This window comes from Azospirillum sp. Sh1 (genome assembly GCF_008365135.1).
GTDB classification, from domain to species: Bacteria; Pseudomonadota; Alphaproteobacteria; order Azospirillales; family Azospirillaceae; genus Azospirillum; species Azospirillum oryzae.
The window spans coordinates 248,625-270,755 of the sequence record NZ_VTTK01000002.1 but is presented as its reverse complement, the minus strand read 5'-3'; the positions used below and the strand labels follow the sequence as shown (position 1 = coordinate 270,755).

Genomic DNA, 22,131 nt, shown 5'->3' with positions numbered 1-22,131 from the left:
GCTCTTGTACGCCAACTTTGGCTTGGCGTCAGGGGGGAGGTGCATGCTTGCGATTGCCCCCTCCCTAACCCTCCCCCACCTTCGGTGGGAGAGGGGACCGCCGCCGCAATTGCGCGTAACTCCCTCTACCGCCGAAGGCGGGGGAGGGAAGGGGCCCATGCGTCAGCATGGGAAGGGAGGGGGCAACGCCGTCCTACTCCACCCCCTGCCGCGCCACGCGCAGCGCTTCCGCCAGAACCTCCGCGTCGCCGATGTGGTTGGCGAGCAGCAGGATCAGCTTGGCGTTCATGCGGGTGCTCTGGTCGGGGGTCAGGTCGCGGTGGCTGTCGATCAGCAACTGGTACACGTCGTCCGGGCTGGCGAAACGCTGCTCGGTCATCAGTTTGGCCATGGGTGCAACTCCGGGAAATCAGGGGATCAGCGGCCGGTGGCGCGGTCCAGCGCGGCGGACAGGGCGGCGGCGTCGAAGCGGCGCCAGCGGGCGGCGATGTGCTGGTCGGGGCGGATCAGATAGACGCTGCCCGGCGTCAGGTCGTAGCGCTCGCGCAGGCGGCCGGCGCTGTCCACCAGCTCCCCGGCGATGCCGCGACGCCGTTCGGTCACCGCATGCCAGGCCAGCGGCAGCGGCCCGGCGGCGAGACCGTCCAGCGCTTCCGCCACCTCGGCCGGAACCGGCCCGTCACCAGCGGCGTAGAGCACGGTGAAGCGCCCGTCCAGCGCCTCCATCAGCCAGCCGGCATGGCCGTCACGCTCCACCGGCGCGTCGGTGGCGGGGGCGCCCGGCACCATCTTGCCGGCGAAGGCGTCGGTGTCCGGCGTGTTCAGCGGGCTGTCGGTGTAGGTGGTGGGGGTGGAGAGCCGGCCGGAATTGACCAGCGAGCGGGCGAAGGGCTGGTCGACCGCAAGCTCCAGCACCGCGTCGCGGAAGACGCGGCTCATCTCGCTTTTCGGCGTGATGAAGTCGGTGGAGCGGGTGGAGTTCAGGATGTTCTCCTTGGCCGCCGCCACCCGTTCGTCGCTGTAGCTGTCCAGCAGCGAGTCCGGCGCCTTGCCGTCCAGCACCAGCGCCAGTTTCCACACCAGATTGTCGGCGTCGGGCACGCCGCTGTTGGCGCCGCGGGCACCGAAGGGCGAGACCTGATGGGCCGAATCGCCGGCGAACAGGATGCGGCCATGGCGGAAGCGCTCCAGCCGGCGGCACTGGAAGGTGTAGACAGACACCCATTCCAGTTCGAACGGCGTGTCGGCGCCCAGCATCGCCTGGACGCGGGGGATGACGCGCTCCGGCTTCTTTTCCTCCTCCGGGTCGGCGTCCCAACCCAGCTGGAAATCCAGGCGCCAGACATTGTCGGGCTGCATGTGCAGCAGGGCCGACTGCTTGCGGTGGAAGGGCGGGTCGAACCAGAACCAGCGTTCCGCCGGGAAATCGGCCTTCATCACCACGTCGGCGATCAGGAAGCGGTCCTTGAACACCTCGCCCTGGAACTCCAGCCCCAGCATCTTGCGCACCGACGACTTGGCGCCGTCGCAGGCGATGACCCAATCGGCCTCCACCGCATGGACGCCATCGGGCGTCTCGACCTGAAGCACGACATGGTCGCCTTCCTGCTTGGCCGAGATGACGCGCGACAGCCAGCGCAGGTCGATCAGGTCGTGCTTCCGCGCTTCCGTGACCAGGAAATCCTCCAGGTAATATTGCTGGAGGTTGATGAAGGCGGGGATCTTGTGGTCCGGCTCCGGCAGCAGGTCGAACTGGTAGACCATGCGGTCGCCGTTGAAGACCTTGCCGATCTTCCACACCACGCCCTTGTCGATCATGCGCTGGCCGACGCCCAGCCGGTCCCACACCTCCAGCGCGCGCTTGGCATAGCAGACGGCGCGGCTGCCGACGCTGACGGTGTCCTCGGCGTCGAGCACCACCACCGGCACGCCCTTGCGCGCGAAGTCGAGCGCGGCGGTCAGCCCGACCGGACCGGCGCCGATGACCACCACCGGATGGCGCCGGACGGTGCCGGTGCGCTGTTCCTCCGACGGGACAAAGCTGTATTTCGGATAGCTGAAAGTCGCGTGCATTGGGCGTTTCCTCCCCCGGAAACCATGACAGGACGCGTTGGCGGCCCGGCCGCGGAGCGGCCGGCTTTGCGGTGATTTGTTATTGTTGCCAACGATACAGTTTCATTTGATACCAATCAAGCCCCGATCCGAAGGATTGGAGAGGGAGTCGGTGAAGCGATACAGACATGCTCACTATGACGGAAAATCAGTATCGCGTACAGCGTACGGCGGTGTAGCCTCGTGGCAAAAGACCGGATAGAGACACCGAGGAACGCCTGACCATGCCCAACCCGACCGTCAACCCCACCTTGCCGCGCCCGACCGTCTACGCCATCGACGGCGTGATCCCCGTCATCGACCCGACCGCCTTCGTCCATCCCTCCGCCGTCCTGATCGGCGACGTGGTGGTGGGGCCGGGCAGTTATGTCGGCCCCTGCGCCAGCCTGCGCGGCGATTTCGGCCGGATCGTGCTGCAGCGGGGCAGCAACGTGCAGGACAACTGCACGATCCACGCATTCCCCGGCCATGACGCCATCGTCGAGGAGGACGGGCATGTCGGGCATGGCGCGGTGCTGCACGGCTGCATCGTCCGCCGCAACGCGCTGGTCGGGATGAATGTGGTGGTGATGGACGGGGCGGAGATCGGCGAGGAGTCGATCGTCGCCGCCATGGCCTTCGTCAAGGCTGGCTTCGTCGTGCCGCCGCGCACGCTGGTGGCCGGCCTGCCGGCCAAGGTGATGCGCGACCTGCGGCCGGACGAAATCGCCTGGAAGTCGGAAGGGACGGAGGAATACCAGCGCCTCGCCCGCCGCTCGCTCGCCACCATGGTCGCCTGCGCGCCCCTGGAGGCGGAGGAACCCGGCCGCGGCCGCGTCGATGCCGGCACCAGCCAGCCGCTGCACAAGGTGAAGGGAGGCTGAGCGGCCCCCCTCCCTCTACTCCTCCACCGGCTCCGTCTGCGCGCTGACCGGCGCCGGGCGGGCGGCCAACTGGTCGGCGCGGGCTTGCAGCTTGGAAAGCAGCGTGTCGAGCTGGGTGCGTTCGTCGATCGACAGGGCGTCGGTGACTTCCTCCTCATAGGTCAGGGCCATCGGCACGATCTCCGCATAGATCGCCAGCGCCTTGGGCGTCAGGGTCAGCAGGGCCTTGCGCCGGTCGGTGTCGCCCGATTCGCGCAGGATCAGGCTTGAGTCGAGCATGCGGCTGATGGCACGGCTGACCTGCACCTTGTCCATCGCGGTGCGTTGCGCGATCTCTCCCGCGCTCATCGTCTCGCCGCCGCCCAGCACGGCGATGATCCGCCATTCCGGGATCGTGATGCCGAACCGCTTCTCGTACAGCTTGGCCAGCGTGTGGCTGACCGTGTTGGCCAGCACCGACAACCGGTAGGGCAGGAAGCGCGTCAGGTGCAGCGCCGGGATGTCGGCCGGCGCCGCTGCGGGTTTGGCGGAGATTTTGGATGATGCGGTGCTGGAACGGCGGGCGGGCGGCATCGGCGGGCGTCGTCTGTGATGAAGGTCGCGGGTGGTCCCATCCTGCGCTGTAATTTGGCTCTTGCAACAGTTTCAAACGAAACTAAAATGGTGGCAACGGAACAAGTCTGCCGGTGCCCGTCGCGGATGGGGCCGGCGGCATCGAGGGGGAAGCGCCAATGAAGAACTGGATTTCGTTTCCGAAGGTCGAGGGCACCGCGTCGCGTCAGGCCCATGTCCGGCTCCCCGCCGGCACCTACGAGCGCGAGATGGGGCGCGAGGGCTTCTTCGGCCCGGCGACCCAGATGCACCATGCCCACCCGCCGACCGGCTGGACCAGCTTCGACGGCCCGCTGCGTCCGCGCGCCTTCGACCTGAACCATGTGGACCATATGCCCGGCTGCCCGCTGGAGGCGCCGGCCCTGATGGGCAACGGGGCGACCCAGGTGCGGCTGTGGCGCTTCAAGGGCAAGATGGAGCATCTGGTCCGCAATGCCGACGGCGACGACCTGCTGTTCTTCCACCAGGGCGGCGGCCATCTCTACTGCGACTACGGCCATCTGGAGGTGCGCGAGGGCGACTATGTCGTGCTGCCGCGCAACACCTGTTGGCGGCTGGAGACGGACGAGGCGGTGATGGTGCTGATGGTGGAGGCCACCAACGACGCCTACAAGCTGCCGCACAAGGGGCTGGTCGGCACCCACGCCATCTTCGATCCCGCGGTGCTGGACGTCCCGGCGCTGGACGACGCCTTCCAGGCGCAGAAGAACGAGCGCGAGACCCTGGTCCGGGTCAGGAAGCGCGGGCAGCTCTGCGCCATGACCTATCCGTTCAACCCCCTGGACGCGGTGGGCTGGCACGGCGATCTGGCGCCGGTGCGGCTGAACTGGCGCGACATCCGGCCGCTGATGAGCCACCGCTACCACCTGCCGCCCTCGGCGCACAGCACCTGGATCGCGGGCCGCTTCATCATCTGCACCTTCGTGCCGCGGCCGATCGAGTCGGACCCGGAGGCGCTGAAGCTGCCCTATTATCACTCCAACGAGGATTTCGACGAGGTGCTGTTCTATCACCGCGGCCAGTTCTTCTCGCGCGACAACATCCATCCCGGCATGGTCACCTACCACCCCTCGGGCTTCCCGCACGGGCCGCACCCGAAGGCCTACGAGGTGGCGCAGAAGTTCGAGCGCAAGGAGACCGACGAGGTTGCGGTGATGATCGACACCCGCGATCCGCTGGACGTCTACGAGGCGATGGAAGGCGTCGAATGGGGCGGCTACGCCGACAGCTGGAAGGCGAAATGAGCGGCCATAAGGCCGCCGGACGCTGAATTCTGAGGAAGGGAAGAGACCAATGAAGCTGGCAAGTTTGAAGGCGGGCGGGCGCGACGGCACCCTGGTCGTGGTATCGCGCGACCTGACCCGCGCCGCCCCGGTGCCGGACATCGCCCGCACCTTGCAGGCGGCGCTGGACGACTGGACGGCGCTGGCGCCGAAGCTGGAGGCGGCCTATCGCGCGCTGAACGCCGATCCGGCGGCGGGGCAGCCCTTCGACCCGGCCGAGGCGGCCTCGCCGCTGCCGCGCGCCTACCAGTGGGCGGACGGGTCGGCCTACGTCAACCATGTGGAGCTGGTCCGCAAGGCGCGGGGGGCGGAGATGCCGCCCAGCTTCTGGACCGATCCGCTGATGTATCAGGGCTGCTCCGACGGCTTCCTGGCGCCGACCGACCCGATCCCGGCGGCGACCGAGGCCTGGGGCGTCGATTTCGAGGCGGAGATCGCCGTCATCACCGGCGACGTGCCGATGGGCGTTTCGGCCGACGCGGCAGGCGGTCAGATCCGGCTGCTGATGCTGGTCAACGACGTGTCTTTGCGCAACCTGATCCCGGCGGAGCTGGGCAAGGGCTTCGGCTTCTTCCAGTCCAAGCCGGCCTCCAGCTTCTCCCCCGTCGCGGTGACGCCGGACGAGCTGGGCGACGCCTGGGACGGCGGCAAGCTGCACCGGCCGCTGGTGACGACGCTGAACGGCGAGCCCTTCGGCATGCCGGACGCCGGGGTCGACATGACCTTCGACTTCCCGACGCTGATCGCGCATGCCGCCAAGACCCGCCATCTGGCGGCCGGCAGCATCATCGGGTCGGGCACCGTGTCGAACAAGCTGGACGGCGGCCCCGGCAAGCCGGTCGCTGCCGGCGGCGTCGGCTATTCCTGCCTTGCCGAGCTGCGGATGATCGAGACCATCGAGCACGGCGCGCCGAAGACCCCCTTCATGCGCTTCGGCGACCGCGTGCGGATCGAGCTGTTCGACAAGGACGGCGCCAGCGTGTTCGGCGCCATCGACCAGCAGGTGGTGCGGTACGAGGGGCGGTAAGGCGGCAGCGGTCCGATCTGCAGCCCGATCTGCAGGCTGAGTCGAGGGCGTCGGCGGGGTGTGCAAGCATTCCGCAGGCGCCCTTTTCGCATTTGCAGCAATTCGTCCGGCCGTTGGTATCACGATCCACAGTTGCTGGGATAATTGAACGACCTGTCCTGGAATCGCAAAAATCGGCATGTCAGACGGTCATTATCGAATATAAGGTGGCCCCCTTTCCCCATTTGGTGCCGCCTTTCCGTTCATCCCGGAACTTTGGGCGGACCGGACGACGGTGTCGCGATGAAGGCCAATTTCAGGACGAAGATCATCATCGGCGTGGCCGCCGTACTGGCGGTGGGGGCGACCGCGGTTACGGCGGTGTCGCTGGTTCTGACGCGCGACGCCGCGCACAATGCGGCCGTGCTGCTCGCCGCCGAGACGGCCGACCGCCACGGCGCCCAGGTGGCCGCCGATCTGTCCACCGCCCTGAACGCCGCCAGCGCCACCGCGGCGCTGGTGGAGGTGGAGCGGTCCACCGGACGTCCGCGGCGCGAGACGGTGAACCGCTATCTGCGCCGGACGGCGGAGGCCAATCCGCTCTATGCCGGTGTATGGGTGGACATGTCCGACGACGGATTCGACGGGCTCGATCGGGATTTCGCCGCCCATGACCGGACGACCGAGATCCTCGGGCTGCCGAAGACCGGGCGGATGAGCCTGCTTTGGCTGCCGGGGGACAAGGGGGTTCAGGCCGACGACAGCGAGGGCTATCCCTTCTCCGACGTGCAGGAGAAGGAGTACTACAAGGCGGCCGCCACCGCGCGGAAGGCGGTGCTGACCGAACCTTATCTCGATGACTTCACCAAGCGGCTGATGACCAGCGCCGCCGCCCCGGTGATGGACGGCGGCAAGGACGGGCGCGTCATCGGCGTGGCCGGCGTCGATATGGCGCTGACCGGCCTGACCGACCTGGTGCGTGCGGTGAAGCCCTATGGCGACGGTTACGCGGCGGTGCTGACCGGCTCCGGCCTCTATGTCGCCCATCCCGACGGCGGTCGGCTGTCCAAGCCCGCCGACGATCTGCCGGAAGCCGCCCGCCGCGCCGTGGCCGAGGGGCGGGCCTTCGACGGCATCGTGGCGCTGAACGGCGCGCCGCATTATCTGCGGCTGGCGCCGATCCGCTTCGCCGGCACCGATGGCGTCTGGTCCTTCATGGTGGCGGCGCCGCAGTCCAGCGTGATGGCCGACGCCAACCGGCTGACCCTGCTGACGGTGCTGGTCAGCCTGGGCTGCGTCGCGCTCGGCTGTCTGGTGGCGTGGAGGGTTGGTGACGGCATCGCCCGTCCGGTGGCGTCGCTGACCGGGGCGATGACCCGGCTGGCGGCCGGCGACCTGGAGACGGCGGTGCCCGGCGCCGACCGCGACGACGAGGCCGGCGGCATGGCCCGCGCGGTCGAGGTGTTCAAGGAGGGGCTGGTCCGCGCCCGCGAGCTGGACCGTCAGCAGAAGGCCGACTGGCAGGCCAAGGAGGTTCGCGCCGCGGCGCTCGCCGATCTGCAGAAAGGGTTCGAGCAGCGGGTCGGCGGACTGACGGGCGCGTTGGCGTCGGCCGCCCAGCAGCTGGAATCGACCGCGCGCGGCCTGACCGGCATCGCCGACCAGAGCCTGGGCCGGTCGGAGCAGGTGGCGGCTTCCGCCCGCGCCGCAGCGGAGAATGTGCAGACCGCCGCCGCAGCGACGGAGGAACTGTCGGCGTCCGTTCAGGACATCGGCCGGCAGGTCGGGGAATCCGCCCGCATCGCCGACGCGGCGGTGACTGACGTCAGACGGGCCGACGAGGCCGTCGTCGTGCTGGCGGAAAGCGCCGAGCGGATCGGCGCGGTGGTGGAACTCATCAACTCCATCGCCGGGCAGACGAACCTGCTGGCGCTGAACGCCACCATCGAAGCGGCGCGCGCGGGAGAGGCCGGCAAGGGATTCGCCGTGGTGGCGTCGGAGGTCAAGAATCTCGCCAACCAGACCGCCAAGGCGACCGAGGACATCGTCGGCCAGATCAAGGGCATCCGCGACGCCACGCAGGAGGCGGTCACCGCCGTCCAGGGCATCAGCGAAACCATCGCCCAGGTCAGCCGCATCGCGTCCGGCATCGCCGCGGCGGTGGACCAGCAGGCGGCGGCGACCCAGGAGATCGCCCGCAGCGTGATCCAGGCCGCCGATGGGGCGCAGGAGGTCAGCGGCGGCATGGGCGACATCCGGGCCGGCGCCGGGGAGACCGGGGCGGCGGCCGATCAGCTTCTCGCCGCCGCCGCCGCGCTTGCCGGACAGTCGAAGGACCTGAGCCGCGAGATCGACGGCTTCATCGCCGGCGTCCACAGGGCGTGAGGCTGGTCCGACTGACTCAGCCGACCGCCATCAGCCGGTCGGCAGGCAGCGTCTCCGGAATGTGCTGCGAGACGTAGCCTTCGCTGTGGATCTGGTCGTCCCTGGCGCCGAGCGAACGGGCGGCGGCGACGCAAGCTTCGACGAAGGCGGGGCTGCCGGCGGTGAAGATGGCGTGGCCGGACAGGTCGGGGAACAGGTCGGGCAGGATGGTGGGGATGCGGCCCTTCAAATGGTTGGGCGCATCCTCGCGCGTCAGGGTCACCTTGACCTTGAAGTTGCGGTATTTGGCCTGCCAGTAGCTGAGCAGCCCCAACTCGTACACATCGGCCTGGGTGCAGGCGGAGAACAGCAGGGTCACCGGCGGGCGGTAGCCGCGGCGCAGCGCCGCGTCGGTCAGCGCCAGGATGGGAGCGAGGCCGGAGCCGGCGGCCATGCACAGCACCGGGCTGTCCACCGACGGGTCGCCGATGAAGGTGCCGTAGGGGCCGGACAGCTTGACCATGCTGCCGACGGTGAGCGTGTCGTGGATCCAGTTGCTGGTCGGGCCGCCGTCGACGCGGGTCACCTGCAGCACGATCTCGCCGTCCGGACGGGGCGCGTTGGCGATGGAGTAGCAGCGCGGCGGCGCGCCGGCCGCGGCATCGCCCAGCATCACATACTGGCCCGGCCAATAGCGCAGCGGCTGGCCCAGCGGACGCAGGCGCAGCTCCACGATGCGCGGCGTGCGCGGGATGCGGTCGGTGACGATGAACAGCACGTTCTCGCGCGGCGGGAACAGCTTGGGCTGCGCGTCGGCAGTGCCGTATTCGATCACCAGCTCGTCGGAGATCGGCTTGGCCATGCACATCAGGCCATAGCCGTCCTTCCGCTCGGGCTGGGACAGCGCCATGTCCAGCACCATGCCCTGGTCGAACTGGCCGCTGAGAACCTTGACCTTGCATTCGCCGCAAGCGCCGGCGCGGCAGTTGTTGGGCAGGGCGTAGCCGGCCTGTTCCAGCGCCGACAGGACGGTCTCGCCGTCACGGCACTCGACCGTGCGGCCCGAGGGGTGGAGGCGGATGCGGCTCACCGGGGGGATCCTTGGGGCGGGGGAAAGAGCGGAGACGTGATGCCCCCTCCCTAACCCTCCCCCTCTTCGAGGGAGAGGGGACTGCCGCCGCCTCGCAAGCTCTTCCCTCTCCCGCTGAAAGCGGGGGAGGGAGGGGCCCGCGGCGTAGCCGTGGGAGGGAGGGGGCCGTGAGGACTGACCTCAGAACACCGGGATGATCTCGTCCATGTCGACGTCCCGGACTTCCTCGCCGGTGATGCCGACCTCCGGGATCGCCGGGAACGGGATGTTGTAGCGGTCCAGCACGCCCTTCAGGTTCAGCATGGCGTTGCGCCAGTTCTCCTTCTTCGCCTCGTAATCCGGGATGTGGAAACCGGCGTTGCGGGCGATGGCCTCGGCCTCGCGCTGGGTGGCGATGAAGTCGTCGGGCAGGTCCCAGAACTGGGGCGGCGGTTCGAACAGGACGGCGGACAGGAACAGGTAGCCGGCGCGGATCTGCTTGGTGATGATCGACCGGTCCTCCACCGCCAGATGGGGATAGTCGCGCTCCATCACCGACATGCAGATCGCCATGTGGCGGCCCTCGTCGCGGCCGATGTTGCGGAACGCCTCCTTGAACACCGGTTCGCTGCAGCCGGCCGCCATCTGGTGGAAGATGGTCGCCGCCGCGATCTCGCCCATCAGGAAGGAGCTGAACAGAACGGCCAGCGAGTATTTCGGAACCGCCTTCTTGTAGCCGTCCCAATAGCGCCCGCCGTTGTAGTACAGCCAGTGGGCGTTCTTCTGCAGCCGGCGGCCGAGGTCGGTCTTCGGCTCGTAGGTCAGCGGGCTGGTGGCCTCCAGCAGCTTGGTGATGGCCAGACCGCACATCTGCTCGTGGTTCTGCTCGTCGCGGGTGACGGAGAAGAAGCAGCGGCGGACCGGGTCCTCCTCATGCACCTCGTAGGTCTTGATCAGGGCATGGGCGAAGACCGGCGGGGCCGACGCGTCGAACACCGACAGGATGGTCCACCAATAGGCGATGGCCTCCCGCTCCTCCCAGCTGTAGCGCGACACGTCGAAGCTGTCCCAGGGCAGCTTGGCCGGGTCCCAGTTCTCGCGCTGGGCGGCGGCGTAGACCTCTTCCAGCTTCTTGGTCTGCGACACCCAGGACAGCGGATAGACGTTCGGCTGCGGCGTGGCGGGGGGGAACTCCATCGTGTTGGCGATGGGGGTGTAGTCCTTGGACATGGGGGCGTTTCCTCCGGGGGCATTCCGCGGGCGCTCACATTACCATCGGCGCCCTGTGGTCTTTATATGACACAGAAAATCTCCGCTATCAACGGTATCTGTATCATATCGATCGTCCCGGAAAATGATGCCAACCTCCTGATTTCAAATGGGAATGCACACGAATGCGCCGAATTGATCCAGATCAATTCGTTCGCAAAGCTGATTTTATCCGACGTTGGGGTATCGGAAGGTCGGACCCCGCCGGGGTCAGGCGGCTTCGAAACAGGGGATGTTGCCGCGCACCAGATCGCGTGTCGCGGCATCGACGTCGGCGGCGATGCAGGCGTGCATGTAGGCCCGTGCCAGGACGTCCAGCGCGAAATCGGCGTCGTGCGAGCGGCGGCGGAACTCCTCGATCCGAACCGGAGAGCCAAAGACCGCCTGCCAGAAGGTCGGGGTGTCGAGCGGGCCGAAATTCATCGCCCAGAAGCCGAAGTTGGGCTGCCCGACCGTGGTTTCACGCAGCAGCAGCTCGACCTTGGTGTGGCGCGTGTCGGCGGTGATGTGGGCGAAAAGAGTCTCCACCACATCCGGCTCGCCTTCCAGCACCTGCAGGAAGATGCCCTCGAACTCCACCAGGAAGCCGGTGACGCCCAACTCGCGGTTCTTGCGGGCGCTGAACAGGCAGATGTCGGCAAGGGCGCTGTAGGGCAGCCGGTCGACGGCCTCGCTGCGGTAGACGATGGTCAGCATGGGCGGCGTTCCGGTGATGGTCGGTCGGATGACGAGCCAAGCTTACCGCGATGCCTTGTATTTTATGTATGAACTTTGGTCCTAAGGGGCAGCCCCTACGGGCGCCCATTGTCGCAGATCGCTGGTCAGCCCACCGGTATGGTCTCCAGACCGCCGAACCGGCCGTGGAAGGCGGGCTGGGCATCGGGCAGCGGTCCGTTGGCGGTGGTCGCCGCCTGCATCAGGAAGGATTCCGAGGGGCCGGCGAGGCGGCGGTAGAGGTTGCGGGTCAGCATCCGCGATTCCTGGCCCGGCCAGTCCGCCGGCAGCAGGTCGGGCGGCAGCATCGGGTCGCGCAGCAGGATGCGGCGGAAGTCGTGGATCATCAGCGTGCGCAGGACGAAGCAGGCGGCGGGGTCCGGCGCCTCGGCGGCGTCGATCGCCGCCCAGACCGGACGGAAGTGATCCAGGAACGCCGCATAGTCGTGTTCGAGCTGGTCGATGTCCCAGCAGCCGCGCACCAGATCGCGCAACGCGCCGAACCCTTCCGCCCGGTCCAGGCTGGCCTTCATGTGGACGATCTTGTCGGCGACTCCCAACTCGGCCAGCGAGCGGTGCATCGCCGCCTCGTCGCAGTTGGGATGGGCGTAGACGGTGGCCGACGCGGCGCCGAAGCCCTGCCAGGTCAGCTCCCGCCGCAGGGCGTCGCGCGTCTCGGCATCCAGCGCATTGGGCGGCACCATCAGCAGGTCCCAGCCGCGGTCCCATTCGCGGGCCAGCGGCGCGTAGATCCGCCGTTCCGCCGCGGCGAAGCGCTCCTTCCCGCTGTCGGTGACGCGATAGAAGCTGCGCCGGCCGATCTGGGTGTTGGTCAGCCAGTCGTCCTTGCCCAGCCGGAAGACCGAGGTGCGGACGATCCGCTCGCTCATCCCGAACAGCCCCATCAGCTCGATCAGGCTGCCCAGCCACAGCGACCCGCCATGCGGCAGCACCGCGTCGCCATAGACGGTGATGATCAGCGACTTCGCCCGTGGCGCGATGGCTTCGGTCAGCTGGGCGGCAAGGTCTTCGGGGCGGCGCGGGCGGGCCATGCGGGTGGGGCGTCCTTATGGGTGCGGCTTGTGATGCGGGCGGATCGGAACGAGACGGCGCGACGGAGTTGTATACGAAACCCGGTGCCGGTTGGGCCAGTGCCACGACAGCACGGGCGACCGGGGCGGAAGCCGGGCCGGCGGCCGATAGGAGGCAATCCGGACTTTCCGTTTGACAATCATTAATGTGATACACTAGGTTGGGTTCCCAAAGTAAATTTGTGTCATAAAACGAAACGACGATTCCCGGGGCGCAAGCCGGAGGGATCGCAAAGGGAAGGGGAGGCGGGCCGCAACATCCGTACTTCGATTGTGGTCACGCCCGTGAAAATTTTTCTTCCGCAATCATTTCGTTTGAAACATTATGTGAAGCAAATCATCCCGCCGCACCGGGATCGGGCCGCCGCCCGATCCGGTGACAAGGTGGGCAGCACTCGGGAGGACATCATGCGCAAAAGCCTGCTTGCCACCATCGCCTTCACCGCCATGACCGCCATGACGGCGGTGTCCGGCCTGCTGTCCGGGGCGGCGCAGGCCGCGGACCCGATCAAGGTCGGCGCCATCATCTCGGCCACCGGCCCGGCCTCCTTCCTCGGCGATCCGGAGAAGAAGGTGCTGGAGCTGTATGCCGACCGCATCAACAAGGCGGGCGGCGTCGATGGCCGACCGGTGCAACTGACCGTCTATGACGACGGCGGTGCTGCCGACAAGGCGGCGTCCTTCACCAAGCGCCTGATCGAGAGCGACGGCGTCGACGTGATCGTCGGCGGCACGACGACTGCGGCGACCATGGCGGCGGTGCCGCTGGTGGAGCGCGCCGGCGTGCCCTTCATCTCGCTGGCCGGCGCGGTGGTGATCGTGGAGCCAGTGAAGAAGTGGGTGTTCAAGACCCCCCACACCGACCGCATGGCCGCGGAAAAGGTGATGGAGGACATGAAGAAGCGCGGGCTGACCAAGCTGGCGCTGCTGTCGGAGGATTCCGGCTTCGGCAAGTCGGGCCGCGAGCAGACCGTCGCCGTCGCCAAGGAGCGCGGGATCGAACTGGTCGCCGACGAGACCTATGGCGCCAAGGACACCGACGTCACCGCGCAGCTGACCAAGATCAAGAACACCGCGGCCGCCCAGGCGGTTCTGGTGTTCGGCCTGGGCCAGGGTCCGGCGGTGGTCACCAAGAACTACCGCCAGCTCGGCATGTCGCTGCCGCTCTACCAGTCGCACGGCGTCGCGTCGAAGGAATACATCCGTCTGGCCGGCGGTGCCGCCGAGGGTGTCCGCCTGCCGGCCGCCGGTCTGGTCGTCGCCGCCCAGCTGCCCGACAGCGACCCGCAGAAGAAGGTCGTGACCGAGTTCACCAAGGTCTACGAGGACAGCTTCAATTCGGAGGTCTCGACCTTCGCCGGCCATGCCTATGACGGGCTGATGATCGCGCTGGACGCGGTGAAGCGCGCCGGCGGCACCGACAAGGCCAAGCTGCGCGACGCCATCGAGCAGACCAAGGGTTATGTCGGCACCGGCGGCACCGTGACCATGAGCCCGAAGGACCACATGGGCCTGACGCTGGACGCCTTCCACATGGTGGAGGTCAAGCAGGGTGACTGGGCGCTGGTGAAATGAGGGAGGATTTCCGCCCTATCTTAACTAACGCCACGATGCCCCCTCCCTAACCCTCCCCCGCTTTTCAGCGGTGGAGGGGACTGCCGCCGCTTTCCCGTGAGGCACCCTCTCCCGCAAAGCGGGGGAGGGTCGGGGAGGGGGCCTGCGAAGCGGAAACCCAACGATGTTCGCGGAACTGCTGCAATACATGCTGTCGGGGCTGACCATCGGCGCGATCTATGCGCTGGCGGGGCTCGGCTTTTCGATCATCTACAACGCCAGCCACGTCATCAACTTCGCCCAGGGCGAGTTCATCATGATCGGCGGCATGGCGTCGGCCACGCTGACGGCCTCGGGCGTGCCGCTGCCGCTGGCGATCCTGATCGGCTGCGGCGGCGCCATGCTGGTCGGCGTGCTGGTGGCGAAATTCGCGGTCGAGCGCGCCCGCAACGCCTCCACCGTCACCCTCATCATCATCACCATCGGCGCCTCGATCTTCCTGCGCGGCGTCGCGGAACTGGTCTGGGGCAAGGACTTCAAGCGTCTGGACGCCTTTTCCGGCGAGACGCCGATCCAGTTCCTCGGCGCCTCGATGCAGCCGCAGTCGCTGTGGGTGGTGGGCACCGCCGCCGTGCTGATCGTCGCCATCGGCCTGTTCTTCAACCGGACCCTGACCGGCAAGGCGATCCTCGCCACCTCGCACAACCGGCTGGCCGCACAGCTGGTCGGCATCGATGTGAAGCGGGTGGTGCTCGCCTCCTTCGCGCTGTCGGCGGCGCTGGGCGCCATCGGCGGAGCGGTGGTCGCCCCCATCACCTTCTCCTACACCGAGATGGGAATCATGCTGGGGCTGAAGGGCTTCACCGCCGCGGTTCTGGGCGGCCTCGGCCATGGGCCGGGAGCGGTGGCCGGCGGGCTGATCGTCGGCGTCGCAGAGGCGCTGGGCGCCGGCTACATCTCCTCGGCCTACAAGGATGCGGTGGCCTTCGTCATCATCCTGGCCGTCCTTCTCTTCATGCCGAACGGGCTGTTCGGCAAGCGCGGCACCGAACGGGTGTAAGGACTTATCTCCGATGAACGCACTCCTTCACGGGCGGCTGACCGGGCTTCTGGCACTGGGCGCGGTGATCGCGGTCCTGCCGGCCTTCCTGCCCAACAACTTCTATCTCGACATCGCCATCCTGGCCGGCTTCAACGCCGTGGTCTGCGTCGGTCTGAACCTGCTGATCGGCTATGCCGGGCAGATCAGCCTGGGCCATGCCGGCTTCTTCGGCATCGGCGCCTATGCATCGGGCGTGCTGGTCGGCGTCTATGGCTGGCCGCCGATCCTGGCGCTGCTGACCGGCGCCGTGGTGGTCGGGCTGCTGGCCTTCCTGGTCGCCAAGCCGATCCTGCGGCTGAAGGGCCATTATCTCGCCATGGCGACCTTGGGCATCGGCATCATCGTGTCGATCGTGCTGCGCACCGAAAGCGGCCTGACCGGCGGTCCCGACGGCATGATGGTGGAACCGTTCAAGATCTTCGGCTTTGAGCTGTATGGCGAAAAGGTCTGGTACTGGGTGGTCGGCGTGCTGCTGATCGGCGTGGTCTGGCTGTCGCTGAACCTGATCGACAGCCCGATGGGCCGGGCGCTCCGCGCCGTCCACGGGTCGGAGGTGGCGGCCGAGGTGGTCGGCGTCGACACCGCCCGCTTCAAGGTGCTGGTCTTCGTGGTCTCGGCGGTGTTCGCCAGCGTGGCCGGCAGCCTGTTCGCCCATTACGCCGGCCTGATCACCCCGGCCAAGGCCGACTTCTTCAAGTCGATCGAGCTGGTGACCATGGTGGTGTTCGGCGGCATGGCATCGACCTTCGGCGCCGTCGTCGGTGCCGTGGTGCTGACGCTGCTGCCGCAGGCGCTGACCGTCTTCCAGGATTACCAGCAGATCGTGCTGGGCGGCATCCTGATGGCGACGATGGTGTTCATGCCCAAGGGCCTTCTCCCCACCCTGGCGGCGCTGCTCCCGGCGCGGAGGCGGGCATGAAGATGCTGGCGACCAACGCTCATGGGGCTGATCTTTCCCCCGATACCACGTCCCAGGCCCGCCGGGTCGGCCCACCGATCCTGAAGGTGGAGCATCTCAGCCGCGAGTTCGGCGGCGTGCTCGCCATCGGCGATCTCAGCTTCACCGTTGCGGCCGGCGACATCCATTCGATCATCGGGCCGAACGGCGCCGGCAAGACCACGCTGTTCAATCTGGTGACCGGCGTCTACAAGCCGTCGGGCGGCCGGGTGCTGTTCGACGGGGCCGACGTGTCGGGCATGGCGCCCTACAGGCTGGCGGCCCGCGGCATGTCGCGCACCTTCCAGAACCTGCAGATCTTCTTCAACATGACGGCGCTGGAGAACGTCATGGTGGGGCGGCACCTGCACCTGAACACGCGGCTTCTGCCGGCCCTGTTCCGCTTCCCCTCGCTGGTGCGCAAGGACCGCGAGGCGAAGGACCGGGCGGCGCAGCTGATGACGGACGTCGGGCTGGAGAAATACATCGACGCCGACGCCGCCTCCATGCCCTACGGCGCGCTGAAACGGCTGGAGATCGCCCGCGCGCTGGCGTCGGAGCCGAAGCTGCTTCTGCTGGACGAGCCGGCGGCCGGCCTGAACGCCACCGAAAGCCGCGAGATCGACGAGGTCATCAAGACCGTCGCCGCGACCGGCGTCACCATCATCCTGGTGGAACACGACATGAAGATGGTGATGGGAATCTCTCACCGGATCACCGCCCTGAACCAGGGCCGCATGCTGGCCGAGGGCACCCCGCAGGAGGTGGCGGCCAACGCGGACGTCATCGCCGCCTATCTCGGCGCGGCACCGTGAGGGAGGCGCGGAGCATGCTTCTGGAGATCGAGGGACTCAACAGCCATTACGGCCGCATCCACGCGCTGAAATCGGCCAGCCTGACCGTGCGGGAGGGCGAGCTGGTGGCGCTGGTCGGCGCCAACGGCGCGGGCAAGACGACGCTGCTGCGCACCCTGTCCGGCGTCCACCCTGCCAGCAGCGGGCGCATCACCTTCGACGGCTGCGACATCACCCGGATGAAGGCGTCGCGCCGCGTCGCCGAAGGGGTGGTGCAGGTGCCGGAGGGCCGGCAGCTGTTCGGCCCGCAGAGCGTGGAGGACAATCTCCGCCTCGGCGCCTACCGCCGCGGCAGCGGCAAGCCGGACGACGACATCGACCGGCTGTACGAGATGTTCCCGGTGCTGAAGGTCAAGCGCGACCAGCCCGCCGGCACCCTGTCGGGCGGCCAGCAGCAGATCGTGGCCTTGGGCCGCGCGCTGATGGCGAAGCCGCGCCTGCTGCTGCTCGACGAGCCCAGCATGGGGCTGGCGCCGCTGCTGGTGGCGGAGATCTTCGACGCCGTGCAGCGGCTGAAGCGGGAGGGGACGACCATCCTGCTGGTGGAGCAGAACGCCCATGCGGCGCTCGCCATCGCCGACCGCGGCTATGTGATCGAGACCGGCGAGATCGTGCTGAGCGACAGCGGCGCGGCGCTGTTGAGCAACGAGCGGGTGCGGCAGGCTTATCTGGGGCTGTGACGCTTTGATAGAGTGTCGGCTGACGAGTGCCCCCTCCCTAACCCTCCCCCTCTTCGAGGGAGAGGGGACTGCCGCTGTCCTTCACATTAGCTCTCGCCAAGCGTCCTGCCCCCTCTCCCGCGATCGGATCGGCCTTCGGCCGACCGAGAGCGGGGGAGGGATGGGGAGGGGGCAAGCGCAGCATCAACCTAGCGGACCCAAACCGGTGAAACTCCACACCTATTTCCGATCCTCCGCCGCCTATCGCGTGCGCATCGCCCTGAACCTGAAGGGGCTGGCGCCGGAGCAGGCCTTCGTCCATCTGCGCCGGGGCGAGCAGGCCAAGCCACCCTACTCAGACCTCAACCCGGAGCATCTGGTGCCGGCGCTGGAGGTCGACTGGCCGGACGGGCACCATGTGCTGACCCAGTCGCTCGCCATCATCGAGTATCTGGACGAGACGCACCCCACCCCGGCGCTGCTGCCGGCCGATGCGCTGGGCCGGGCGCGGGTGCGGGCACTGGCGCTGGCGGTGGCTTGCGACGTCCATCCGTTGAACAACTTGCGGGTGCTGAACCACCTGAAGACGATGGGCCACAGCCAGGAGGAGGTCGACGGCTGGTACCGGCACTGGATCGCCGTCGGGCTGACCGCGCTGGAGGCGCAGTTGGCGACCGATCCACGCACCGGACGCTTCTGTCATGGCGACGAACCCGGACTGGCCGACATCCTGCTGGTGCCGCAGATGGCGAACGCCCGCCGGCTCGACTGCCCGCTGGACGGCTATCCCACCCTGCTGCGCATCGACGAGGCCTGCCGCGCCCTGCCGGCCTTCGCCGCCGCCGCGCCCGACCGCCAGCCCGACGCGGAGGCCTGATCCGGCGCCCGCCACGCCGGCATCACGCCCGCCTTTTGTCCCCGGCAGATCACATCCCCGCCCGTTGGTGTTAGCGGTTTCGCGACACCCTTCCGTGGTATAGAGGTAACCGGAATCGGGTGGGGGCGGCGGCCGGACGATGCTGGGCAACTTTTCTTCGATGGCGTACGACCTTGCCGAGAACATCGCGGCAAGCGCCTTCGTCGTTCTCGCCTACACTTTCCTGATCCGCCGCTCCGACGGCTGGGGGCTGAACGCCCGCCAGATCGTCTTCGGCGCGGTGATGGCGCTGACCGCTCTCTTCTCCATGGTCCACCCGATCCATATCGGGCCGGGCATCTTCATCGACGCGCGCACGCCGCTGATCGGGCTCAGCGCCCTGTTCGGCGGCCCGCTGTCCGCCGCCATCACCGCCGCGACGGTCGCCGGCTACCGCCTCTATCTGGGCGGGGCGGGTATGGAAGCCGGCGTCGCCAACGCGCTGCTGTCCTTCCTGACCGGCGTCGGCTTCGCGATGTGGGTGAAGCGGCGTGGATTGACGCTCGGCGTCGTGTCGCTGCTGGGCTTCGGCATGCTGCTGACGCTGGTGTCGCTGCTGAGCCTGCTGCTGCTGCCGACCCTGGATCTGGCGCTGCAGGTGGGCCAGCGCACCGCGCCGCCGCTGCTGGCCATCGTCCCGCTCGGCACCCTGTTCCTGGGCGGCCTGCTGTTGCGCGAACAGCGCCAGCACGACGCCGAACGGCGGCTGGGGGAGAGCGAGGCGCGTTACCGCCTGCTGGCCGACAATGCCACCGACATGATCCTGGAGATGAAGGCGGACGGGGCGGTGCGCTATCTGTCGCCGTCGGTGCGCGACATCCTGGGCCATGATCCGGCGGAGATCGTCGGCCGCGCCCCGGCAACCCTGCTGCACCCCGACGATGTGGAGAGCGCCGCGACGGCCTTCGCCGGCATGAATCCGGGATCGCCGCCTGTCACCTTCACCCACCGGCTGCGCCACCGCGACGGCCATTACCTGTGGGTCGAATCCAGCATGCGCCCGACGGTGGGGGCCGACGGCGAGTTCGTGGTGGTCGGCGTCGTCCGCGACGTGACCGAGCGCAAGCGCTATGAGGAGGAGCTGTCCGCCGCCCGCGCCGAGGCGGAGGCTGCCAACCGCGTGAAGTCCGAGTTCCTGGCGTCGATGAGCCACGAGATCCGCACGCCGCTGAACGGCGTCATCGGCTTCGCCGACCTGCTGCTGGGCACCGACCTGTCGGCCGAACAGCGCCAGTATGTGGCGCTCCAGCGCGAGGCCGGGCGCGGGCTGCTGGCGATCATCGGCGACATCCTGGATTACTCGAAGATCGAGGCCGGCAAGCTGGAGCTGGAGGAACGCCCCTTCGACCTGCACCGGCTGCTGCGCGACTGCCGCGACCTGATGAGCAACGCCGCCTCGCAGAAGGGGCTGCTGCTGCAGCTGTCGCTGGGAGGCACGGTGCCGCGCTTCGTGCATGGCGACGAGGCGCGCATCCGCCAGATATTGCTGAACCTCGTCGGCAACGCGGTGAAGTTCACCGAACGCGGGTCGGTTCTGGTATCGGCCGGGCTGCTGTCGGCGGAGGACGGCGAGGGGGCGCCGGTCCTGCTGCGCTTCTCCGTCAGCGACACCGGACCCGGCATCGCGTCGGTCGAAAAGGCCAACCTGTTCCAGCGCTTCAGCCAGGGCGACCGGTCCACCACCCGGCGCTATGGCGGCACCGGGCTCGGCCTCATCATTTCGAAACAGCTGTCCGAGCTGATGGGCGGGTGCATCGGCGTGCAGAGCAGTCCGGGCGTCGGCAGCACCTTCTGGTTCGAACTGCCGCTGCCGGTCGCCGCCGCACCGGGGCTGGCCGCCGAACGCCGGGAGGCCGCGGCGACGCGCTGCGCCCGCATCCTGCTGGCCGAGGACGTGCCGATGAACCAGATCGTCACCTCCTCCATCCTCTGCAAGGCCGGCCATACGGTCGAGGTGGTGGAGGACGGCGTGCTGGCGGTCGAGGCGATGCGCAAGGGCGAGTTCGACCTCGTCCTGATGGACATGCAGATGCCACGCATGGACGGCTTGCAGGCGACCGCGGCGATCCGTCAGCTTGGCGGACGGCGGGGTGCCGTGCCCATCATCGCGCTGACCGCCAATGCGCTGACCGATCAGCTGCAGCTTTGCCTGGATGTCGGCATGAACGACCATGTGACCAAACCGATCGAGCGCGACACCCTGCTGTCGGCGGTCGACCGCTGGCTCGACGCCGGGGCGGAGGATGCCCAGGACGACGCGGCCGTGCTGGCCGGAGTGGCTCCAGTCTCCGACACTCCGCCGGTGCTGAACCTCGCGACGCTGGAAACGCTGGCCGAAACGCTGGGCGCCGATGTGCTGCCCCGCTTCGTCAACGGAACGCTGGCCGAGCTGGCCCTGCGCGCCGACCGCATCAGCGAGGCGGAGTCGGGGAAGGCCGCGGCGGCCGACGCCCATGCCATGGTGTCGCTGGCCGGCAATGTCGGCCTGCTGGAACTGTCGCGCATCGCCCGCAAGCTGCAGCATGCCTGCGAGCAGGAGCGGCCGGACGCGCCGATGCTGAAGGCGGACCTGCGCGACGCCGTCAACCGCGCCTCCGCCGCGCTCCAGGCGGCGTTGCCCACGCTGGGCGTGGCGGTGGAGACGGCGCGCTGAAGCTTTCGTCTACCGGTTGACGATCAGGGCGACGCCGGCCACGGCGACGGCGGCGCCGACCCAGGCGCCCAGCGCCGGGCGCTGCCCCGTCAGCAGCCACATCATCGGCAGGATCAGGACCGGGCTCAGGGCCGACAGGGTGGCGACCACCCCGGCATTGCCGTGGGCCAGCCCGACCAGCAGCAGGGTCATCCCCAGCCCGACGCCCAGCAGCCCGTTGCCGGCGATCTGCAGCATCAGCTTCGGCGTCAGCCCGCGCGGCAACAGCATCCCGCCCAGCATCCCGCCGAACCGTCCACCGGGCATCTCGCCGCCGGCCATCGCCGCGCCGCCGCCGCGGATCGCCGACAGGGCGCCGATCGCCGTGAACATCAGCGCCGCCGTGGTGACCCGCACCGCGGCCGAGGCGATCGGGTCGGCGCCCGCCGCCATCACCGGCTTGGCGATGATCGAGCCGGCGGCCTGCCCGACCGCCGCCAGCAGGCAGACCGACACGCCGGCCAGCAGGCTGCCCTGGATCGCCTCCCAGCTGTGGGTGGATCCGGAGCGCAGAGCCACCGCCAGCATCACCCCCAGCGTGACCAGCGCCACGCCCAGGACGGTCCAGGGCCCCAGCGCCTCTCCCAGCAGGGCATAGGCGAGCAGGGCGGTCAGCGGCGCGTTGGCGGCGTAGATCACCACATTGCGGCGCGGTCCCAGCCGGCTGAGCGACCAGAACAGCGCCATGTCCCCCACCACGATCCCCAGCAGCCCAGACAGCGCCAGCGTCAGCGCCGATCCCGTATCCAGCGTCTGCCAGCCGCCCATCAGCGTCGTGGCGATCAGCAGGGCGGTGGCGACGATGGTCAGCCGCACGCGGTTGAAGGCGATGGAGCCGAGCACCCGCACCGGTCCGATGGCGATCAGGCCGCCAGCGGCCCAGCACAGCGCCGCGCCCAGCGCGGCCATGTTGGCGATCATGATGGAAGTATGGACCGTCTGTTTGGAGAGGGGGGCTGAGAAGGGGGGACCAGCACTCTACAGCCGATGCACGCTGCCTGCGAAATGAGCAAGATGCATGGCCGGGCCGATCT

Annotated in this window: 19 protein-coding genes; 11 read left to right on the top strand and 8 right to left on the bottom strand. The window is 68.4% G+C overall.

Annotated elements, in window-relative coordinates; translation table 11 throughout:
* Window positions 1-193 precede the first annotated feature (193 nt).
* Both FZ029_RS04020 and FZ029_RS04015 read right to left on the bottom strand, forming a co-directional pair.
* Window positions 194-391 carry a DUF2783 domain-containing protein gene (locus FZ029_RS04020; protein ID WP_149268105.1) on the bottom strand — a complete coding sequence of 66 codons (198 nt, stop codon included), beginning with the start codon at window positions 389-391 and terminating at the stop codon, window positions 194-196.
* A 26-nt stretch (window positions 392-417) separates the two neighbouring features.
* On the bottom strand, window positions 418-2,073 hold the full coding sequence (locus FZ029_RS04015; protein ID WP_149268104.1) for an FAD-dependent oxidoreductase: 1,656 nt from the start codon (window positions 2,071-2,073) through the stop codon (window positions 418-420).
* Between the two features lie 263 nt (window positions 2,074-2,336).
* Between FZ029_RS04015 and FZ029_RS04010 the strand changes: the two genes are divergently transcribed.
* Entirely contained in the window at window positions 2,337-2,975 is a 639-nt protein-coding gene (locus FZ029_RS04010) for a transferase hexapeptide repeat family protein (protein ID WP_149268103.1), read from the top strand.
* A 15-nt stretch (window positions 2,976-2,990) separates the two neighbouring features.
* Here the strand turns inward: FZ029_RS04010 and FZ029_RS04005 are convergent, their stop codons facing one another.
* Window positions 2,991-3,548 carry a MarR family transcriptional regulator gene (locus FZ029_RS04005; RefSeq protein WP_149268102.1) on the bottom strand — a complete coding sequence of 186 codons (558 nt, stop codon included), beginning with the start codon at window positions 3,546-3,548 and terminating at the stop codon, window positions 2,991-2,993.
* Between the two features lie 158 nt (window positions 3,549-3,706).
* Here FZ029_RS04005 and FZ029_RS04000 point away from each other — a divergent pair, with 158 nt between their 5' ends.
* The 3 genes from FZ029_RS04000 to FZ029_RS03990 all read left to right on the top strand — a co-directional run bounded on the left by FZ029_RS04000 (window position 3,707) and on the right by FZ029_RS03990 (window position 8,261).
* Window positions 3,707-4,831: a homogentisate 1,2-dioxygenase gene (locus FZ029_RS04000; protein ID WP_149268101.1), complete on the top strand. Its 1,125-nt coding sequence runs from the start codon at window positions 3,707-3,709 to the stop codon at window positions 4,829-4,831.
* Window positions 4,832-4,880: 49 nt separating this feature from the next.
* Window positions 4,881-5,897, top strand: coding sequence for a fumarylacetoacetate hydrolase family protein (locus FZ029_RS03995; RefSeq protein ID WP_149268100.1), 1,017 nt, complete (start codon window positions 4,881-4,883; stop codon window positions 5,895-5,897).
* A gap of 282 nt (window positions 5,898-6,179) precedes the next feature.
* A complete protein-coding gene (locus tag FZ029_RS03990) occupies window positions 6,180-8,261 on the top strand; it encodes a methyl-accepting chemotaxis protein (RefSeq protein ID WP_149268099.1) in 2,082 nt (693 codons plus the stop codon).
* Between the two features lie 16 nt (window positions 8,262-8,277).
* Here FZ029_RS03990 and FZ029_RS03985 read toward each other — a convergent pair whose 3' ends face one another.
* The 4 genes from FZ029_RS03985 to paaX all read right to left on the bottom strand — a co-directional run bounded on the left by FZ029_RS03985 (window position 8,278) and on the right by paaX (window position 12,344).
* Complete coding sequence (locus FZ029_RS03985) at window positions 8,278-9,330, bottom strand: 2Fe-2S iron-sulfur cluster-binding protein (RefSeq protein WP_149268098.1); 1,053 nt, start codon at window positions 9,328-9,330, stop codon at window positions 8,278-8,280.
* 180 nt (window positions 9,331-9,510) lie between these two features.
* On the bottom strand, window positions 9,511-10,539 hold the full coding sequence (locus FZ029_RS03980; protein ID WP_014248747.1) for a hypothetical protein: 1,029 nt from the start codon (window positions 10,537-10,539) through the stop codon (window positions 9,511-9,513).
* A gap of 249 nt (window positions 10,540-10,788) precedes the next feature.
* Window positions 10,789-11,274: a BLUF domain-containing protein gene (locus FZ029_RS03975; RefSeq protein ID WP_149268097.1), complete on the bottom strand. Its 486-nt coding sequence runs from the start codon at window positions 11,272-11,274 to the stop codon at window positions 10,789-10,791.
* Between the two features lie 125 nt (window positions 11,275-11,399).
* Complete coding sequence (gene paaX, locus FZ029_RS03970; protein ID WP_149197930.1) at window positions 11,400-12,344, bottom strand: phenylacetic acid degradation operon negative regulatory protein PaaX; 945 nt, start codon at window positions 12,342-12,344, stop codon at window positions 11,400-11,402.
* A gap of 447 nt (window positions 12,345-12,791) precedes the next feature.
* Between paaX and FZ029_RS03965 the strand changes: the two genes are divergently transcribed.
* The 7 genes from FZ029_RS03965 (at window position 12,792) to FZ029_RS03935 (ending at window position 21,058) form a co-directional block, all read left to right on the top strand.
* The gene (locus FZ029_RS03965) at window positions 12,792-13,958 is read left to right on the top strand and encodes an ABC transporter substrate-binding protein (protein WP_149268096.1); all 1,167 of its coding nucleotides are present in this window, start codon (window positions 12,792-12,794) and stop codon (window positions 13,956-13,958) included.
* 163 nt (window positions 13,959-14,121) lie between these two features.
* Entirely contained in the window at window positions 14,122-14,997 is an 876-nt protein-coding gene (locus FZ029_RS03960; RefSeq protein WP_109156963.1) for a branched-chain amino acid ABC transporter permease, read from the top strand.
* 13 nt (window positions 14,998-15,010) lie between these two features.
* Window positions 15,011-15,958, top strand: a complete 948-nt coding sequence (locus FZ029_RS03955; RefSeq protein ID WP_149197932.1) for a branched-chain amino acid ABC transporter permease — start codon at window positions 15,011-15,013, stop codon at window positions 15,956-15,958.
* Complete coding sequence (locus tag FZ029_RS03950) at window positions 15,955-16,791, top strand: ABC transporter ATP-binding protein (RefSeq protein ID WP_149268095.1); 837 nt, start codon at window positions 15,955-15,957, stop codon at window positions 16,789-16,791. Before FZ029_RS03955 ends, FZ029_RS03950 begins: the two co-directional genes overlap by 4 nt.
* Window positions 16,792-16,805: 14 nt before the next feature.
* Entirely contained in the window at window positions 16,806-17,510 is a 705-nt protein-coding gene (locus tag FZ029_RS03945; protein WP_109048004.1) for an ABC transporter ATP-binding protein, read from the top strand.
* Between the two features lie 205 nt (window positions 17,511-17,715).
* Window positions 17,716-18,366, top strand: a complete 651-nt coding sequence (gene maiA, locus FZ029_RS03940) for a maleylacetoacetate isomerase (protein WP_149268094.1) — start codon at window positions 17,716-17,718, stop codon at window positions 18,364-18,366.
* A 160-nt stretch (window positions 18,367-18,526) separates the two neighbouring features.
* Window positions 18,527-21,058: an ATP-binding protein gene (locus FZ029_RS03935; RefSeq protein WP_149268093.1), complete on the top strand. Its 2,532-nt coding sequence runs from the start codon at window positions 18,527-18,529 to the stop codon at window positions 21,056-21,058.
* 9 nt (window positions 21,059-21,067) lie between these two features.
* Here the strand turns inward: FZ029_RS03935 and FZ029_RS03930 are convergent, their stop codons facing one another.
* Complete coding sequence (locus FZ029_RS03930) at window positions 21,068-22,018, bottom strand: DMT family transporter (protein WP_149197937.1); 951 nt, start codon at window positions 22,016-22,018, stop codon at window positions 21,068-21,070.
* Window positions 22,019-22,131: the final 113 nt, after the last annotated feature.

Excerpts from the sequence above, each read along its gene's own strand:
- FZ029_RS03950 (WP_149268095.1), top strand. The coding sequence starts at position 15,955 with ATGAAGATGCTGGCGACCAACGCTCATGGGGCTGATCTTTCCCCCGAT.
- FZ029_RS03960 (WP_109156963.1), top strand. The coding sequence starts at position 14,122 with ATGTTCGCGGAACTGCTGCAATACATGCTGTCGGGGCTGACCATCGGC.
- paaX (WP_149197930.1), bottom strand. The coding sequence starts at position 12,344 with ATGGCCCGCCCGCGCCGCCCCGAAGACCTTGCCGCCCAGCTGACCGAA.
- FZ029_RS03930 (WP_149197937.1), bottom strand. The coding sequence starts at position 22,018 with ATGATCGCCAACATGGCCGCGCTGGGCGCGGCGCTGTGCTGGGCCGCT.
- FZ029_RS03990 (WP_149268099.1), top strand. The coding sequence starts at position 6,180 with ATGAAGGCCAATTTCAGGACGAAGATCATCATCGGCGTGGCCGCCGTA.
- FZ029_RS04020 (WP_149268105.1), bottom strand. The coding sequence starts at position 391 with ATGGCCAAACTGATGACCGAGCAGCGTTTCGCCAGCCCGGACGACGTG.
- FZ029_RS04015 (WP_149268104.1), bottom strand. The coding sequence starts at position 2,073 with ATGCACGCGACTTTCAGCTATCCGAAATACAGCTTTGTCCCGTCGGAG.
- FZ029_RS03975 (WP_149268097.1), bottom strand. The coding sequence starts at position 11,274 with ATGCTGACCATCGTCTACCGCAGCGAGGCCGTCGACCGGCTGCCCTAC.
- FZ029_RS03955 (WP_149197932.1), top strand. The coding sequence starts at position 15,011 with ATGAACGCACTCCTTCACGGGCGGCTGACCGGGCTTCTGGCACTGGGC.
- FZ029_RS03935 (WP_149268093.1), top strand. The coding sequence starts at position 18,527 with ATGGCGTACGACCTTGCCGAGAACATCGCGGCAAGCGCCTTCGTCGTT.
- FZ029_RS04000 (WP_149268101.1), top strand. The coding sequence starts at position 3,707 with ATGAAGAACTGGATTTCGTTTCCGAAGGTCGAGGGCACCGCGTCGCGT.
- FZ029_RS04010 (WP_149268103.1), top strand. The coding sequence starts at position 2,337 with ATGCCCAACCCGACCGTCAACCCCACCTTGCCGCGCCCGACCGTCTAC.
- FZ029_RS03945 (WP_109048004.1), top strand. The coding sequence starts at position 16,806 with ATGCTTCTGGAGATCGAGGGACTCAACAGCCATTACGGCCGCATCCAC.
- FZ029_RS03995 (WP_149268100.1), top strand. The coding sequence starts at position 4,881 with ATGAAGCTGGCAAGTTTGAAGGCGGGCGGGCGCGACGGCACCCTGGTC.
- FZ029_RS03965 (WP_149268096.1), top strand. The coding sequence starts at position 12,792 with ATGCGCAAAAGCCTGCTTGCCACCATCGCCTTCACCGCCATGACCGCC.
- FZ029_RS04005 (WP_149268102.1), bottom strand. The coding sequence starts at position 3,548 with ATGCCGCCCGCCCGCCGTTCCAGCACCGCATCATCCAAAATCTCCGCC.
- FZ029_RS03980 (WP_014248747.1), bottom strand. The coding sequence starts at position 10,539 with ATGTCCAAGGACTACACCCCCATCGCCAACACGATGGAGTTCCCCCCC.